The organism is Allosaccharopolyspora coralli, assembly GCF_009664835.1.
GTDB lineage: Bacteria > Actinomycetota > Actinomycetes > Mycobacteriales > Pseudonocardiaceae > Allosaccharopolyspora > Allosaccharopolyspora coralli.
In genome coordinates this window covers 1997361-2012751 of record NZ_CP045929.1, presented here as the reverse complement: position 1 = coordinate 2012751, position 15391 = coordinate 1997361, and the positions used below count along the sequence as shown (strand labels likewise).

The window sequence follows — 15391 nt, the reverse complement described above, 5'->3', positions numbered from 1 at the left end:
CGCTGCCGTGTCCCCGCCGGAACCGTCGATCACCGAACTGAAGGAGTTGCATGGCGAACGGGACTTCAGTCGAGATCTGCGACGAGGCACTGGCCGCCGACGCCGGGGGCCAGGTCGAATCGCTGGTGGCCGAGGGCGTCCCCGGCAAGCTCGCCGCCGCGGACCCGACGTTGTGGGGTCCGGACGCGGAGAGCGAGGCGTCGATCCGCCTGGCGTGGACGACGCTGCACGAGACGTCGCGGTCGCTGCCTGCCGAGATCGACGCACTGCGCGCGGAGCTGCACGCGGAGGGACTCGACCGGATCGTGCTCACGGGCATGGGCGGCTCGTCGCTGGCGCCGGAAGTCATCACCGCGACCGACGGGGTGGCGTTGACGGTCCTCGACACCACCGACCCCGGTCAGGTGGCCGACGCGCTCGAGGGCGAGCTCAGCCGCACGGTGCTGGTGGTGTCGTCGAAGTCGGGTTCGACGGTCGAGACCGACAGCCATCGCAGGATCTTCGAACGCGCTTTCGCACAAGACGGAATCGATCCGGCAACGCGGATGGTAGTGGTCACTGACCCTGGGTCACCACTGCAGAGGACCGCGGAGGAAGCCGGATACCGCAAGGTCTTCACCGCGGATCCGCACGTCGGCGGACGCTACTCGGCGCTGACGGCGTTCGGCCTGGTCCCGGCCGGGCTGGCGGGGGCCGACATCGCGAGCCTGCTCGACGACGCCGCCGCCGCACACGAGCAGGTGCGGGTGGACTCGCCGGAGAACCCGGCGGTGCGGTTGGCCGCCGCACTGGCCGCGGCTCACACCCACGGCGCGGAGAAGGCCGTCTTCGCCGACACCGGCTCCGGCATCTCCGGCTTCGGCGACTGGGTCGAGCAGCTGATCGCCGAGTCCACCGGCAAGAACGGCACCGGTGTGCTGTCGGTCGTCGTCGAGAGCGCCGACTCCCCCGGCTTCACCGACCGCGGTGACGACGCGACGACCGTCGCCGTCGGACCCCCGCACGGCTCGGCGCAGATCGCCACGTCCGGCGGCCTCGGCGGTCTGTTCCTGCTCTGGGAGCACGCCACCGCGCTACTCGGCCGCGTGCTCGGGATCAACCCGTTCGACCAGCCCGACGTGGAAGCCGCGAAGAAGGCCGCGCGCACGCTCCTCGACGGCGGGGCAGGCGGGCCGGTGGCGAGCCCGACCCTCGTCGACGGTTCCGTCGAAGTGCACGCCCAGGGCGCCTGGCTTTCGCCCGGTGCAGGCACGATCTCCGAGGTGTTGCGGGCGTTCGTCGCCGCGATGCCGGACCACGGCTATCTGTCGGTGCAGGCCTATCTGGACCGGCTCGACGACGCCTCCGCGGCCGTTCTGCGGCCGGAGCTGGCGCGCCGCACCGGCGCGCAGACGACGTTCGGGTGGGGGCCCCGGTTCCTGCACTCGACCGGGCAGTACCACAAGGGTGGTCACCACAACGGCGTGTACTTGCAGATCACCGGCGCGTCCGAGACCGACCTCGACGTGCCGGAGCGCCCGTACTCGCTCGGCGAACTGCAACGGGCCCAGGCCCTCGGTGACGGTCAGGTCCTCGCCCAGCAACACCGGCCGGTGCTGCGGCTGCACCTGACGGACCGGGCCGCAGGCCTGGTCGAACTGGTCCAGGCCGTGCAGCGGCTCGGCCACCACGAGGCACGGGAGGACTCGGCGTGAGTGCGCAAGCACACGGCGCGAACCGGCAGACGAGCCCACAGTGGACGAACCCACTGCGTGATCCCAGGGACAAGCGGCTACCCCGGATCGCCGGACCCTCCGGTCTCACGATCTTCGGCGTGACCGGTGACCTGTCCCGCAAGAAGCTCATGCCCGCGATCTACGACCTGGCGAACCGGGGTCTGCTGCCGCCCGGCTTCGCGCTGACGGGCTTCGCCCGGCGCGACTGGGCCAACCAGGACTTCATGCAGGTCGTCTACGACGCGGTCAAGGAGAACGCACGTACCCCGTTCCACCAGACCGTGTGGGACCGGCTCGCCGAGGGCATCCGCTTCGTGCCCGGTTCCTTCGACGACCCGGAGGCGTTCGACCAGCTCGCCGAGACGATCAAGGAGCTGGACACCGAACGCGGTACCGGCGGCAACCACGCCTTCTACCTGTCGGTGCCACCGTCGGCGTTCCCCACGGTGCTTCAGCAGCTCGCGCGGTGCGGACTCACCGACCAGAAGGACGACGCCTGGCGCCGGGTGGTGATCGAGAAGCCGTTCGGACACGACCTGTCCAGTGCGCAGGAACTCAACGACATCGTCAACGACGTCTTCCCCGAGGAGTCGGTGTTTCGCATCGACCACTATCTCGGCAAGGAGACCGTGCAGAACATCCTGGCGCTGCGGTTCGCCAACCAGCTCTTCGACCCGGTCTGGAACGCCCACTACGTCGACCACGTGCAGATCACGATGGCCGAGGACATCGGTCTCGGCGGGCGCGCTGGTTATTACGACGGCATCGGCGCGGCGCGCGACGTCATCCAGAACCACCTGCTGCAGCTGATGGCGCTGACGGCGATGGAGGAGCCGGTCTCGTTCTCGCCGCGTGATCTGCGCGCCGAGAAGCTCAAGGTACTGGAGGCGACGAAGCCGGTCGGACCGTTCGACGAGACGACGGCGCGCGGCCAGTACGAAGGCGGCTGGCAGGGCGGCTCGCTGGTGCCCGGCCTGCAGGAGGAAGGCGGGTTCGCCGACGACTCCACGACCGAGACCTTCGCGGCGATCACCCTCGAGGTGGAGAGCCGTCGCTGGGCGGGCGTGCCGTTCTACCTGCGCACCGGCAAACGACTCGGACGCCGGGTCACCGAGATCGCCGTGGTGTTCAAGCGGGCTCCGCACCTGCCGTTCGACGACACGATGACCGAGGAACTGGGCCAGAACGCGCTGGTGATCCGGGTGCAGCCGGACGAGGGCGTGACGATGCGGTTCGGCTCCAAGGTGCCGGGCACGTCGATGGAGGTCCGGGACGTCACGATGGACTTCGGTTACGGCCACGCCTTCACCGAGTCCTCGCCGGAGGCCTACGAACGGCTGATCCTCGACGTGCTGCTCGGCGAGCCCTCGCTGTTCCCCGTCAACGACGAGGTGGAGCAGTCCTGGAAGATCCTCGATCCCGTGCTGGAGCACTGGGCCGCGCACGGACGGCCGGAAAGTTACAAGGCGGGAACATGGGGGCCCGACTCGGCGGAGACGATGCTGGCCCGGACCGGACGCGTCTGGAGGCGCCCGTGATCATCGACCTTCCGTCCACCACGACCTCGAAGGTCAACAAGAAGCTGGTGGACCTGCGCGAGTCCGGTGGTGCCGTTGCGCTCGGCCGGGTGCTCACGCTGGTCATCGTCACCGACGAGGTGACCGGCACCGAAGAGGCGATCGAGGCGGCGAACCTGGCGAGCCGGGAGCACCCGGCCCGGGTGATCGTGGTCGCCAAGGGTGCGCGAGAGGCCGCCCCGCGACTGGACGCGCAGATCCGCGTAGGCGGCGACGCTGGAGCCTCCGAGGTCATCGTGCTGCGCCTCTACGGCGAGCTGGTCGACGAGGGCGCCGGCGCGGTGGTGCCGCTGCTGCTGCCGGACGCACCCATCGTCGTCTGGTGGCCCACCGACGCCCCTGAGGTCCCCGCGAAAGACCCGATCGGGGCGTTGGCGCACCGGCGCATCACCGACTCGGCGGCCGAGGACGATCCGATCGCCACGCTGCAGACCCGGGTACGCAGCTACGTGGAGGGCGACACCGACCTGGCGTGGACTCGCCTGACGTCGTGGCGCGCGGTGCTCGCGGCCGCGCTCGACCTGCCGCCGTACGAGCGCGTCACGGCCGCCGCGGTCTCGGGTGCGGCCGACTCGCCGTCGACCGACCTGTTGGCCGCGTGGCTGTCGACCTACCTCGAGATCCCCGTGCGCCGGGTGGATCAGCCCCGGATCGACGGCATGTACTCGGCGGTGCTGGAACGGCCGTCGGGCGCCGTGGAGCTCGTGCGCCCCGACGGCAAGGTCGGGACCCTGACCCAGCCCGGCCAGCCGGAACGGCGGGTCGCGCTACAGCGCCGCGAGGTGCGGGACTGCCTGACCGAGGAGTTGCGTCGGCTCGACCCGGACGAGATATACCAGTTCACCCTGGAGGGTCTGCCCGGCGTCGTGCACGAGTCCGCGACACAGGCCGCCTCCGCGACACAGGCTGCCACCGGGCAACAGGAGGCCGCCGCAAAGCAGTCCGATACCGATTCGGCCGCGACCCGGGAGGAGCAGGCATGAGCGCCGAGGTCGTCGTGCACGACGGGGACGATCTGCTCGCCGCCGCGGCCGCCGCTCGCCTGCTCACCCGGATCGTCGACGCGCAGGCCGCCCGAGGCGCCGCCTCGGTGGTGTTGACGGGCGGTCGTACTGGAACGGCGGTGCTGGAACACGTCTACCGCTCGCCTGCGCGGGACGCGGTGCGGTGGGACGCGCTCGAGGTGTACTGGGGTGACGAGCGGTTCCTGCCCTCCGGCGACCCGGAGCGCAACGAGACCCAGGCTCGAAAGGCGCTGCTCGACCACGTCCCCGTCGACCCGGGACGGGTGCACCCCATGCCCGCCTCGGACGGCGTGCTCGGGGACGACGTGGATCGGGCGGCGGCGCACTACGCGGAGTTGCTGGCGCAGCGCTCGGAGTCCGTCACCGACTTTCCGGTGCCGACGTTCGACGTGGTCATGCTCGGCGTCGGCGAGGAAGGGCACACCGCGTCGCTGTTCCCGGAGACCCCGGCGGTGCGGGAGTCCGAACGCAGCGTCGTCGGCGTTCGGGACTGCCCCAAGCCGCCGCCCACCCGTGTGTCGCTGACGCTGCCGGCGCTGCGCACGGGCTCCGAGGTGTGGTTGCTCACCACGGGGGAGAAGAAGGCGGAGCCGGTCGCCGCGGCACTCTCCGGCGCCGACCCGGTCGAGGTCCCGGTCGCGGGTGCCACCGGGCGCACGCGCACCCTCTGGCTCCTCGACAGCGCCGCCGCCGCCCGCCTCCACTGAGGCGAACGGCACTCTCGCCCCGCCACACGAGGCGAAAGTGCCGTTCGCTCCACCCCACTCCGGTGCGAACGGCACGTTCGCCCCGTCTTGTGAGGCGAGAGTGCCGTTCGCCTCGAACCACCACCCCACCGAGGCGAACGGCACCTTCACCCCACCACACGAGGCGAAAGTGCCGTTCACGCCGGACCCATTCTGGTGCGAACGGCACGTTCGCCCCGTCTCGCGAGGCGAGAGTGCCGTTCGCCTCGTGTAAAGCGCTATTCGGCAGGGAGTCGGGTCGGGTCGAGGACGACGATGCCGTCGTCGTCGGCGACGAGGTACTCCCCCGGGACGAACCGAACGCCACCGAGTTCGACGATCTCGTCCACCGTGCCGTCACCGGTCTTGGAACTCTTCCGCGGGTTGGTGCCGAGTGCCTTCACCCCGAAGTCCATCTCGCCGATCACCGCCGAGTCGCGGATGGCGCCGTGCACCACCACGCCGGTCCAGCCGTTCGAGCGTCCGAGCTCGGCGATGAGGTCTCCCACGAGTGCGGTGTGCACGGAGCCGGAACCGTCGATCACGAGCACCTGGCCGTCGCCGGGCTCGGAGAGGGTCTTCTTCAGCAGCGCGTTGTCCTGGAAGCAGGTGACGGTCCGGATGCGCCCGCCGAAGGCACGCGTGCCGCCGTACTGGCGGAACTGGACGTCGCAGCTGCGGGTCTCGGCGCCCTCCTGGTCGGCGATGTCGGCGGTGGCCAGCGGCATGGATCCTCCTGAACCTCTCACGCGGGATCGGCTCACCCTACCGTTCGGTAACCTCTGCTGCCGACCGGTCGCGACCGAGGTCACCTCGGATGGCCGAGTTCCAGGGCGGGCAGGACACTGTGCGGGTGGTCACGTCGGTGCGGTACCTCGTGCGCGTCGAAGGAGTCGTGCAGGGAGTGGGCTTTCGCCCGTTCGTGCACTCCCTCGCGACCCGACTGGGCCTCACCGGACACGTCGGCAACGACGTCCACGGCGTTTTCATCGAGGTCGAAGCCTCACTCGAGATGGTCGACCGCTTCCTCACCGGCCTGCGTGACGAGGCACCTCCGCTCGCCGTGGTCGAGCAGGTCCGAACCGAACCACTGACTCCGCAGGGCACCACGTCGTTCACGATCTCCGAGAGCACCGGCGGCGGGGTCCGCGACACGCTGGTTTCCGCCGACAGCGCGACCTGTGCGGACTGCCTGCGCGAGATGCGGGACCCTGCGGACCGCCGCTTCGGCTACGCGTTCGTGAACTGCACGAACTGCGGCCCTCGCTTCACCATCGTCCGAGACGTCCCCTACGACCGGCCACTGACGACGATGGCCGGGTTCCCGATGTGCGCCGAGTGTCGCGCCGAGTACGACGAGCCGACCGACCGCCGGTTCCACGCGCAGCCGGTGTGTTGCCCACGGTGCGGACCACGGCTGCGATTCACCACCGCTTCCGGCCGGGACGTTGCCGGCGACCCACTCACCGCTGCTGCGGCGGCGTTGGACCGCGGCGAGGTCGTAGCCGTGAAAGGCCTCGGCGGGTTCCATCTCGCGGTCGCCGCCGGACACCACGACGCGGCGGCGACCTTGCGCAAGCGCAAACACCGTGAGGACAAGCCGTTCGCTGTCATGGTCTCCGATGTGGACGCTGCCGCTCGGCTGTGCCGGGTCGGTGACGTCGAGGCCGAGTTACTGCGGTCGCGGCGCCGACCGATCGTGCTCATGGACCGGCTCGACGGCGCCCCGGTGGCCGAGGCGGTCGCCCCGGGGAACCGGCAGCTCGGCCTCATGCTGCCCTACACCCCGCTGCACCATCTGCTGGTCGCCTCCTACGACGGTCCCATCGTGCTCACCAGCGGCAACCTCTCCGACGAGCCGATCGCCCACGAGGACGACGACGCCGCACGGCGGCTCGCCGGGATCGCCGACGCGTTCCTCGGCCACGATCGCCCGATCCACGTGCGCACCGACGACTCGGTGGTCCGGGTCTCGCGCGGCGGCCCGCTGCTGCTGCGCCGGTCCCGCGGCTATGCCCCGGAACCCGTGACGGTGCCGTGGGAGTTCCCGCGCCCGGTTCTGGCGTGCGGCGCGGAGTTGAAGAACACCTTCGCCGTCGCCAAACACAAGCACGTGTTCGTCTCGCACCACATCGGCGACCTGGAGAACTTCGAAACACTGACGTCGTTCACGACCGGCGTCGAGCACTACCGCAGGCTTTTCGACACGGATCCCGTGGTCGTCGCCCACGACCTGCACCCGGAATACCTGTCGACCAAGTACGCGTGGGAACTCGACGACGTCGAACTGGTCGGTGTCCAGCACCACCACGCCCACATCGCCTCGTGCCTGGCCGACAACGGCGACGCCGGCCCGGTGCTGGGTGTCGCCTTCGACGGGCTCGGGTTCGGCTGTGACGCGCAGCTGTGGGGCGGCGAGTTCCTGCTCGCCGGGCTCACCGGGTTCCACAGGCTGGCACACCTGCGTCCGGTGCCGCTGCCTGGCGGCCCGACCGCGATTCGGCAACCCTGGCGGATGGCCGTCGCGTATCTCGTCGGCGGCGGGCAGCTGCCGGACCTCGGCCTGTTCCGGCGCAACGAGCGCTGGCGTGCGGTGGCGAGACTCGCCGAGTCCGGTGACACACAGTGGACTTCGAGCGCGGGCCGGCTGTTCGACGCCGTCGCCGCGGCCCTCGACGTTCGGGACCGGGTGACCTTCGAAGGCCAGGCGGCCATCGAACTCGAACAGCTCGCCGATCGCGTCGAGCCGGGGGCTTACGACGTGCCGATCCTGGACGGACGACCGCCGCAGCTCGACGGCCCCGCGCTGGTGCGAGCCGTGTGCGCGGACGCGGCACGGGGCGCCTCCACGCCGGTGGCGGCCGCCCGATTCCACAATGGCCTCGTCGCCGCCGTGACGCGCATGTGCCTGCGGCTGCGGGACGAGACCGGAGTCTCGACGGTCGCCCTCTCCGGCGGTGTGTTCCAGAACATGCTGCTCGCCGAACGGACCTCGTCCGCACTGACGGAACACGGCCTGCGCGTGTTGACGCACTCGCGAGTTCCCCCCAACGACGGAGGGATCAGCCTCGGCCAGGCGGCCGTCGCAGGCGCACTGGATCGCGAACAGAGATCACCGAGGCACTGACAGCGACACGGCCGAACACCGGCGCACCCACTCGTACCAGGCCGCCAGGTTCTCGCCGGTGCGCGCGGAGACGCCCAGCACGTCCGCGTCGACCGCCACCGAGCGACAGTGCGCGACGAACGCCTCCACGTCGAAGTCCAGATGCGGCAACAGATCCACCTTGTTCAGCAACACCAGGTCTGCGGTGCGGAACATGTTCGGGTACTTCAGCGGCTTGTCCTCGCCTTCGGTCACCGAGGCGACCACGACGCGGGCCTGCTCGCCCAGGTCGAACAGTGCCGGACACACCAGGTTGCCGACGTTCTCGATCACCACGACGGCTCCGGGTTCGGGCTGCAAGGAATGCAGGCCGCGCGCCATCATCTCGGCGTCGAGGTGGCAGCCCGACCCGGTGTTGACCTGCACCACGGGCACCCCCGTGGCCCGGATGCGGTCGGCGTCGAGCAGCGTCTCCTGGTCACCCTCCAGCACGCCCATCGGGCTGTCCTTGCCGAGTTCGCGCAGGGTACGTTCGAGCAGCGTCGTCTTCCCGGAACCGGGGGAACTCATGAGATTGAGGGCGACGATGCCGCGATCGGCCATCCACCTGCGGTTGCGTTCGGCGAGACGGTCGTTCTTGGCGAGAACCTGCTGTTCGAGCGCGATGGTGCGGCTGCGGGCCGTCGGTTTGCGCACGGACTGCGGAGTGTTCTCCGGCTGCGGTGCCCCACCCTGTCGCGGGACGTGACCTACTCCGCCGTGGTGGTCACGACGACCGTGCCCGTGGCTCTGTCCATGTCCGTGTTCGTGGCCGTGCCCATGACCGTGCTCGTGGCCGTGCCCGTGGGGCTCGTGATCGTCGTGTCCGTGCGCAGCGGGGCCGGTGATCCGTACCCCGTTGCCCGAGCATCCGCACGTTGCGCACATGTCATTGCACCTCCACTGATCTGATCCGCAGCTGCCTGCCCGACACGACGTCGAGATCGACGCTGCCGCACTCGCAGAGCGCGACCATTTCGACCACGTCGAACTCCGCGTCGCACGTGCGGCAGCGAACCCGCCCCGGCGGCTCGATGATCTCGAGGCGGGCGCCCTCCAGTGCCGTGCCCTCGGCAACGAGATCGAAGCAGAACCGGACCGAGTCGGGAACCAGTCCCGAGATCCGCCCGATCTCCAGCTGCAGGCCCGTGATGCGGGGCGACTCGACGGTCTCCAGTACCGTCTCGACGACACTCTGTGTGATGCCCAGTTCGTGAACGGCCATCACCTCCCCCGACTCCGGCCTGCGTCAACAGATCCGCGGGAGCGGGTCACCGACGAGCAGGTCCACGATCCTGGTACCGCCGAACGTCGTGTTCAGCAGCACCAGCCCGGGTGGATCCTCCCCTATCCGGCCGATGATCGCCGACTCGGAACCGAGCGGGTGGGCACGCATCGTGGCCAGCGTCGCCTCGGACTCGGCGCCGTCGACCACCACGACGATCCGCCCCTCACACGCCACGTACAGCGGGTCGATGCCGAGCAACTCCGAGGCACCGCGCACCTCGTGGCGCACCGGCACCGTCTCCTCGTCGACCACGACGGACACCCCCGCTGCCCGGGCAACCTCGTTGAGGATCGTCGCCACGCCGCCCCGGGTGGCGTCCCGCATCGCACGCACGCCGGTCGAACCCGCGAGCACGTCACGCACGAGCCCGTGCACGGCGGCCGTGTCGGACTCGACGTCCGAGTCGATGTCGAGTTCGCCGCGCTCCAGCATCACCGTCACGCCGTGGTCACCGATCGGTCCGGACACCAGAATCGCATCGCCCGGACGAGCGGTGTCGATGCCGAGCTGGTGGTCGGTTTCCCGCAGTCCGACACCCGCCGTGTTCACATAACACCCGTCGGCCTTCCCCTTCTGCACGACCTTGGTGTCGCCGGTGACGATCTGCACACCCGCGGTCTCCGCGGCCGCGGACATCGACTCGACGATCCGCGTGAGGTCGGCCACCGGAAACCCTTCCTCGATGATGAACCCGGCCGAGAGGTACAGCGGCGTCGCACCGGAGACGGCGAGGTCGTTGACGGTGCCGTTGACGGCGAGATCCCCGATGTCTCCACCGGGGAAGAACAGCGGCGAGACCACGAACGAGTCCGTCGTGAACGCCAGCCTCGACTGTCCGACCGACAGTTCCGCACCGTCCTCCAACTTCTCCAGCAGCGGATTCCGGAACCGGTCGAGGAACAGCGCCTCCACCAGCGTCTGGGTGGCCTTGCCGCCCGCCCCGTGCGAGGAGGTGATCCGTTCCTCCTTGATCTTCGGTTTGCGTTTACGGGCCTTCTCGATGCGGTCGAGCACCTGCTGCTCGCGGTCGACGTACTCGCTGCCCGGGCGGGCGGTGCCCGCCGGTGCCTCGTCGTGGTCGTGATCGACCCTCATGCCCGGCTCGCCTCCTTCACGCGTTCCCGGCTGAACCGGCCGAAGTTGTAGTACGCGGCGCACGCACCCTCGGGCGAGACCATGCATGTGCCGATCGGTGTCTCCGGCGTGCACGCGGTGCCGAAGACCTTGCACTCCCACGGTTTCAGCACGCCCTTGAGGACTTCACCGCACTGGCACGCCTTGGGGTCGGCGACGCGCACGCCCGGCAGCTCGAAGCGGCGCTCGGCGTCGAACTTCGCGAAGCGGTCGGTCAACTCGGTCGCCGAGTGCGAGATGAACCCGAGACCGCGCCATTCGAAGTAGGGGCGCAGGCGCATCGTCTCGCCGATCACCTTCAGGGCGGTGAGATTGCCGTTCCACGGCACGACGCGCCCGTACTGGTTCTCGACCTCACAGCGTTCCTCCCGCAACTGGACCATGAGCATGTAGATCGACTGCAGGATGTCCAGCGGTTCGAAGCCGGACACGACGATCGGTTTCTCGTAGTCGCGTGCGATGAACTCGTACGGACGGCATCCGATCACAGTGGACACGTGGCCGGGCCCGAGGAACCCGTCGAGGCGCAGGTCCGGCGAGTCGAGGATCGCCTTGATCGCGGGGATGATCGTGACGTGGTTGCAGAAGACCGAGAAGTTCTCCAGACCTTCGGCCTCGGCACGCAGCAGCGTCATCGCCGTGGACGGCGCCGTCGTCTCGAATCCGATCGCCATGAACACGACCTGCTGGTCCGGGTTCTGGCGTGCGATCTTCAGTGAGTCCAGCGGGGAGTACACCATGCGGATGTTGGTGCCCTCGGCGTTGGAGTCGAAGAACGACCCTCCGCTGCCGGGAACACGCATCATGTCCCCGAACGACGTCATGAGCACGTCCGGCTGCCTGGCGATGTGGATCGAGTCGTCCACCCTGCCCATCGGGATCACGCACACCGGGCAGCCCGGTCCGTGCACGAGCGTGATGTTCTCGGGCAGGTAGTCCTCCAATCCGTGCTTGTAGATCGTGTGCGTGTGTCCGCCGCAGACCTCCATGAACTTGTACTCGCGTCCCGGCTCGCACAGGTCGGCGATCTTCGCGGACAGCGCCCGCGCCTTCTCGGCGTCGCGGAACTCGTCGACGAAACGCACGATGCTCCCCCTTCGCGTGGTGACGAGTGGAACGGATGTCGACCGACCGTGCCGGGCGATGGTGATACGACACCGTCGCGCGTGCGGCGTTCCCGCGCACGTGCGGCCGACCCGCGCTACTCGATTCGGGATTCCTTGAGTGCTTCGATCTCGTCGGCGTAAGCCTGCCCGATCCCTTCCAGGAAGGCGAGCGCGTCCTGCGCCTCCTGCTCGTCGATCTTGGACAGTGCGAACCCGACGTGGATGAGGATCCACTCGCCGGGGACCGGCCGGTCCTCACCGAGCAGACCGATGTTGATGTTGCGGCGAACTCCGCTGACGTCCACCTTGGCCAGGTCCGGCTTGTCGTCGAGTACCTCGATGACCTCACCGGGAATTCCGAGGCACATCTGCTCACCACCTCTCGTCGTCGGAGTGCTCGGCCGGGTCACATCCGGCTGATCTTGATGTAGCGCCGGACATCGGGTCCGACCATGCGCACCATGAACACGACCAGCGCAACGGTCGCGGACAGCATCAGAAATCGGCGGAACATCTCACACCTCCTCGGTGGTGGCGGTGGTCACGGCCAGTTCCCGAACGAGCGTGCGGACCACACGCAACGCTTCCGGTATCGCCTCCCGCACCGGGTCGCTCAACCCTGTGCGATGCTCCACATCGGACGGTTCGCACCCGACCACGAACACCTTCTCGACCCGTCCGCCGAGCTCGCCGAGCAGCCGCAGGACCGCGTCCGGCTGCATGCCGTGGGCGTCGAGAGCAGCGGGAACCGACCCGGTCACTCCCGTGCCGTCGCCGAGGTCGAGCAGGCTCACCGTGCCCGGTTCCTCCCCGCGCGGTGTCGCGTCGACGAGGATGAGTGCCTCGAAGCCGTCGAGCAGGTCGAAAGCCAGATGCATTCCGCTGGTGCCGTAGTCGGCGACGCGGACCCGCTCGGGAAGCTCCTCGGACGACAACGCGCGCACCGCCTCGACGCCGAACGCGTCGTCGCCGAGGAAGATGTTGCCGACACCGGCCACAAGAATGCGCGGTGTCACGGCGCGGCTCCCGTCGTGCCTGCCGGGTCACTGGTGTCGTACGCAGCGGAGCCGGTCTCGTTCACCGGCCGCACCTCGTCCGGACGGAAGTACAGGAACCGTCCGTGCCTGCCCTGCATGTCCGAGACCGGGTCGTCGTCGAGCGTGACCGCCAGATACGTCTCGTCGTCGACGTCCAGGAAAACCGCCTGCACTGTGGCTTTCCTGCCCCACAGGAACATGTCCTGTGCGTCGGTCGTGCGGATCCCCGGCGTGAGCGTGACGCTGCTGCCCTTGGCGACGTCTTCGCCTGCGATGTGCACGGAATCGGTGTCGGGATCCACCGAGGCGTCCACACCGGGGTCCCACCACGGCGCCGTCGGTCGCGGAACGTCCGGTTCCATCCCCGGAGCCGCGATGGGGGCGCCCTCGTCCGTCGCGCCCGAATCCGGCCGGGAGGCGGTGGCGTCCCGGAAGTAGCGCATCGTCCCGTGCAACCGTTCGAGCACCGCGCCCGGCATGTCCTCGACGGCGTCGAGCAGCTCCCTCGCGCGATCGTCGGTCATTCGTGCTTCGCGCTTTTCCTCGTCGGTCAGTGCGAGCGTGCGCAACGTCAGGATCTCGTCGATCTCCGTCCCGTCGAACAACGGCTGGGCACTCTCCGGGGCGATGGCCGGGTCGTCGTAGAGGATGATCGGCGCGGAGAGCATCACCTCGCTGCGTTCGTCCGAGCCGATCAACACCGGCCACGTACGTTCGTTGACGCACTCGTCGACGAAGGGTTTCGCCCACTCCGGTGGATCCGTCGACGAGACGAACCGACCCGGGCCCACCCCGAGCACCAGATGCGCGGCCACCAACGACCGGCGCAGCGCCTCGTCCCGATTCGGATCCGGTTCCCGCCAGCTCGTCGTGTTCCGGATCTCCACCCGCAGCCGGTACCCGCCGAACGGGTTCCGCAGCGGTTCGGCCCCGACGACGAGGCACGCACTCACCGGCTGGCGATCGCGGACGATCCTGCCGACCGTCGTGGCGGTGACGTCCTGCACCGGCTCCACATCCACGACTCCGGGAATCTCCACGTCGAACCCGCGTTCCGAGCCGGCAGCTTCGTCGAGCGGGACCGTCACGTCGTGTTCGACCTCGACCGCTTCGGTCCACGGGCGGATCTCCCGACCCTCGACCGTCACGGAGTCCACCGACCGTCCGGACTCGTCTTCAACGCGTCGCTGCTGAACGTGCAGGAACCGCAACCGGATCCGCACCGTCGCGCCCGGCCGGGCGTCCATGACGCACTCGGTCCGCGCCGTCGCGAATTCCCCCGCCTCCTCCGAGGCGAACACGGGCGGTGCGAGCACCCCGAACTGCCACCGGACCTGGTTTTTCGCCGCAGAGGCGCGGTACGGGTACAGCAGGTATCCCTCGTAGAGCACCGCGTCTGCGATCTCGCGCGCGTCGTCGAAGGTGACCGGCTCGTCGGGTGCGGACGTCATCGCTGCCCCTCCCCCGCCTTGTCGAGCAGCGAGCCGACGGCTTCGTCCCAGGTCGGGATCGCGTGCCGCGCCTTGTACCGGATCAGGGCGTCGACGGTGTCGTGGTGGAACCGCACCCAGGTCGCCTGCGGGAAGTACAGGTCCATCAGGTCGCGCCACACCGAGATCGGCATGTCGTGGTTCGCCTGCTTGTGCCACGGCACCTGTTCGACCCAGAAACCCCGTTCTCCCTTGCCGAAGACCGTGCCGCTGAACAACAGCACCATCGGCACGACGCCCGACTCGAGCGAGTGGAAGTACTTCCCGGAGGCGACCTCCATGTCGTAGGTGCACGGAACCGGAAGCTCGACCTCGGTACTGCCGGTGAAGCTCGGCACCATCACCGAGACGTAGGCGAACTGCATCGGGTGCAGCGTCTGGCCCCACCGGTTCCGGCTGCCGAACAACGAGCTGAGCAGTTCCTCCTCCTGCTCGTCGTAGCCCCGGCGCTGCGGTTCGATGCGGATCTGGCAGCGCAGCGCGATCGAGTGGATCGGCTGAGCACTCCGCTCGTCGATGCGTAGCCGGAATACGAGTGTCGGGCCGGCTCCGTACCGCTCCGGGTGCACGTCCAGGCAGGTGAACTCGAAGTCAGCCATCGTCGTCCCCCACCCGCTCGCCACGGTCGCGGAGATCGGCGAAGAACGACTCGATCCGCTCCCACACTTCGCTGCCGCCGTCGAACCCACGCCAGTGCAGCCGCACTTGACCGACCAGCTCGTAGCACGTGGTGATGGGGACGGCGAAGCACTCGAAACGTCCACTGTGGCGGGTGACGAGCAGCGCTTCGACGTCGTCCTCGAGCACACCGAGGGGCGAGCCCGCGATCGCGTCCTCCCACACGCTCACCGGCAGCAGGGACTCGGTGGCTCCTGCCGGACTCGGGTAGAAGGCAGCCGGACCGGACACCGTGCTGTGGAACAGGAACGCGGTGCCCACCGGGATCTGGGTGGCTTCCCATATCCGCTCGCCCGCGGAGAACTCCGAGGCGTAGCGGATCCGCTCCGGGACGGCCCGGTGTTTGCCGCCGCCGGACCCTGGGTGGGTGAACAGCAAATAGCAGGGTCGGCACGTGCACAGGATCGAACGGGACTCGACGTTGGCCACGTGGGAGTGGGCGGACCACAATGGCTCCGCACACATCTCGCA

General features: G+C 69.1%; 17 protein-coding genes. 5 read left to right on the top strand and 12 right to left on the bottom strand.

Translation table 11 applies throughout. The annotated features are described in order from the left end of the window. Positions 1–50 precede the first annotated feature (50 nt). From GIY23_RS09575 to pgl, 4 genes are read left to right on the top strand one after another with little or no spacing between them, the layout of a single operon-like run. A complete protein-coding gene (locus tag GIY23_RS09575; RefSeq protein ID WP_154076328.1) occupies positions 51–1694 on the top strand; it encodes a glucose-6-phosphate isomerase in 1644 nt (547 codons plus the stop codon). After that, positions 1691–3253: a glucose-6-phosphate dehydrogenase gene (gene zwf / locus GIY23_RS09570; RefSeq protein WP_154076327.1), complete on the top strand. Its 1563-nt coding sequence runs from the start codon at positions 1691–1693 to the stop codon at positions 3251–3253. The genes GIY23_RS09575 and zwf overlap by 4 nt, the downstream gene beginning before the upstream one ends. Then, a complete protein-coding gene (gene opcA / locus GIY23_RS09565; RefSeq protein WP_154076326.1) occupies positions 3250–4275 on the top strand; it encodes a glucose-6-phosphate dehydrogenase assembly protein OpcA in 1026 nt (341 codons plus the stop codon). The genes zwf and opcA overlap by 4 nt, the downstream gene beginning before the upstream one ends. Further along, complete coding sequence (gene pgl, locus GIY23_RS09560) at positions 4272–5024, top strand: 6-phosphogluconolactonase (RefSeq protein WP_154076325.1); 753 nt, start codon at positions 4272–4274, stop codon at positions 5022–5024. The genes opcA and pgl overlap by 4 nt, the downstream gene beginning before the upstream one ends. A gap of 257 nt (positions 5025–5281) precedes the next feature. Here the strand turns inward: pgl and rraA are convergent, their stop codons facing one another. Further along, positions 5282–5770, bottom strand: a complete 489-nt coding sequence (gene rraA, locus GIY23_RS09555) for a ribonuclease E activity regulator RraA (RefSeq protein WP_154076324.1) — start codon at positions 5768–5770, stop codon at positions 5282–5284. Positions 5771–5859: 89 nt separating this feature from the next. Between rraA and hypF the strand changes: the two genes are divergently transcribed. Then, positions 5860–8169, top strand: a complete 2310-nt coding sequence (hypF, locus tag GIY23_RS09550) for a carbamoyltransferase HypF (protein WP_154076323.1) — start codon at positions 5860–5862, stop codon at positions 8167–8169. Here hypF and hypB read toward each other — a convergent pair. The 11 genes from hypB to GIY23_RS09505 form a co-directional block, all read right to left on the bottom strand. Next, positions 8155–8844 (bottom strand): hydrogenase nickel incorporation protein HypB, encoded by a 690-nt coding sequence (gene hypB / locus GIY23_RS09545; RefSeq protein WP_228717638.1) that lies wholly within the window; start codon positions 8842–8844, stop codon positions 8155–8157. The genes hypF and hypB overlap by 15 nt on opposite strands. A 53-nt stretch (positions 8845–8897) precedes the next feature. Then, the gene (locus GIY23_RS22995; RefSeq protein WP_228717637.1) at positions 8898–9080 is read right to left on the bottom strand and encodes a hypothetical protein; all 183 of its coding nucleotides are present in this window, start codon (positions 9078–9080) and stop codon (positions 8898–8900) included. Further along, entirely contained in the window at positions 9077–9412 is a 336-nt protein-coding gene (locus tag GIY23_RS09540) for a hydrogenase maturation nickel metallochaperone HypA/HybF (protein WP_154076321.1), read from the bottom strand. The genes GIY23_RS22995 and GIY23_RS09540 overlap by 4 nt, the downstream gene beginning before the upstream one ends. Before the next feature lie 24 nt (positions 9413–9436). Then, on the bottom strand, positions 9437–10570 hold the full coding sequence (gene hypE, locus GIY23_RS09535) for a hydrogenase expression/formation protein HypE (RefSeq protein WP_154076320.1): 1134 nt from the start codon (positions 10568–10570) through the stop codon (positions 9437–9439). Then, positions 10567–11694: a hydrogenase formation protein HypD gene (gene hypD, locus GIY23_RS09530; RefSeq protein ID WP_154076319.1), complete on the bottom strand. Its 1128-nt coding sequence runs from the start codon at positions 11692–11694 to the stop codon at positions 10567–10569. Before hypD ends, hypE begins: the two co-directional genes overlap by 4 nt. 116 nt (positions 11695–11810) lie before the next feature. Beyond that, a complete protein-coding gene (locus GIY23_RS09525; protein ID WP_154076318.1) occupies positions 11811–12083 on the bottom strand; it encodes a HypC/HybG/HupF family hydrogenase formation chaperone in 273 nt (90 codons plus the stop codon). 38 nt (positions 12084–12121) lie between these two features. Further along, the gene (locus GIY23_RS23385) at positions 12122–12229 is read right to left on the bottom strand and encodes a DUF6893 family small protein (protein WP_407646845.1); all 108 of its coding nucleotides are present in this window, start codon (positions 12227–12229) and stop codon (positions 12122–12124) included. A 1-nt stretch (position 12230) separates the two neighbouring features. Then, entirely contained in the window at positions 12231–12731 is a 501-nt protein-coding gene (locus tag GIY23_RS09520; RefSeq protein ID WP_154076317.1) for a hydrogenase maturation protease, read from the bottom strand. Beyond that, complete coding sequence (locus GIY23_RS09515; RefSeq protein ID WP_154076316.1) at positions 12728–14203, bottom strand: hypothetical protein; 1476 nt, start codon at positions 14201–14203, stop codon at positions 12728–12730. Before GIY23_RS09515 ends, GIY23_RS09520 begins: the two co-directional genes overlap by 4 nt. Beyond that, a complete protein-coding gene (locus GIY23_RS09510; protein WP_154076315.1) occupies positions 14200–14841 on the bottom strand; it encodes a DUF6084 family protein in 642 nt (213 codons plus the stop codon). Before GIY23_RS09510 ends, GIY23_RS09515 begins: the two co-directional genes overlap by 4 nt. After that, positions 14834–15385, bottom strand: a complete 552-nt coding sequence (locus GIY23_RS09505; RefSeq protein WP_154078740.1) for a DUF5947 family protein — start codon at positions 15383–15385, stop codon at positions 14834–14836. Before GIY23_RS09505 ends, GIY23_RS09510 begins: the two co-directional genes overlap by 8 nt. Positions 15386–15391: the final 6 nt, after the last annotated feature.

Excerpts from the sequence above, each read along its gene's own strand:
- GIY23_RS09505 (WP_154078740.1), bottom strand. The coding sequence starts at position 15,385 with ATGTGTGCGGAGCCATTGTGGTCCGCCCACTCCCACGTGGCCAACGTC.
- GIY23_RS23385 (WP_407646845.1), bottom strand. The coding sequence starts at position 12,229 with ATGTTCCGCCGATTTCTGATGCTGTCCGCGACCGTTGCGCTGGTCGTG.
- rraA (WP_154076324.1), bottom strand. The coding sequence starts at position 5,770 with ATGCCGCTGGCCACCGCCGACATCGCCGACCAGGAGGGCGCCGAGACC.
- hypE (WP_154076320.1), bottom strand. The coding sequence starts at position 10,570 with ATGAGGGTCGATCACGACCACGACGAGGCACCGGCGGGCACCGCCCGC.
- GIY23_RS09575 (WP_154076328.1), top strand. The coding sequence starts at position 51 with ATGGCGAACGGGACTTCAGTCGAGATCTGCGACGAGGCACTGGCCGCC.
- GIY23_RS22995 (WP_228717637.1), bottom strand. The coding sequence starts at position 9,080 with ATGACATGTGCGCAACGTGCGGATGCTCGGGCAACGGGGTACGGATCA.
- pgl (WP_154076325.1), top strand. The coding sequence starts at position 4,272 with ATGAGCGCCGAGGTCGTCGTGCACGACGGGGACGATCTGCTCGCCGCC.
- GIY23_RS09525 (WP_154076318.1), bottom strand. The coding sequence starts at position 12,083 with ATGTGCCTCGGAATTCCCGGTGAGGTCATCGAGGTACTCGACGACAAG.
- GIY23_RS09540 (WP_154076321.1), bottom strand. The coding sequence starts at position 9,412 with ATGGCCGTTCACGAACTGGGCATCACACAGAGTGTCGTCGAGACGGTA.
- GIY23_RS09515 (WP_154076316.1), bottom strand. The coding sequence starts at position 14,203 with ATGACGTCCGCACCCGACGAGCCGGTCACCTTCGACGACGCGCGCGAG.
- GIY23_RS09510 (WP_154076315.1), bottom strand. The coding sequence starts at position 14,841 with ATGGCTGACTTCGAGTTCACCTGCCTGGACGTGCACCCGGAGCGGTAC.
- hypF (WP_154076323.1), top strand. The coding sequence starts at position 5,860 with ATGGCCGAGTTCCAGGGCGGGCAGGACACTGTGCGGGTGGTCACGTCG.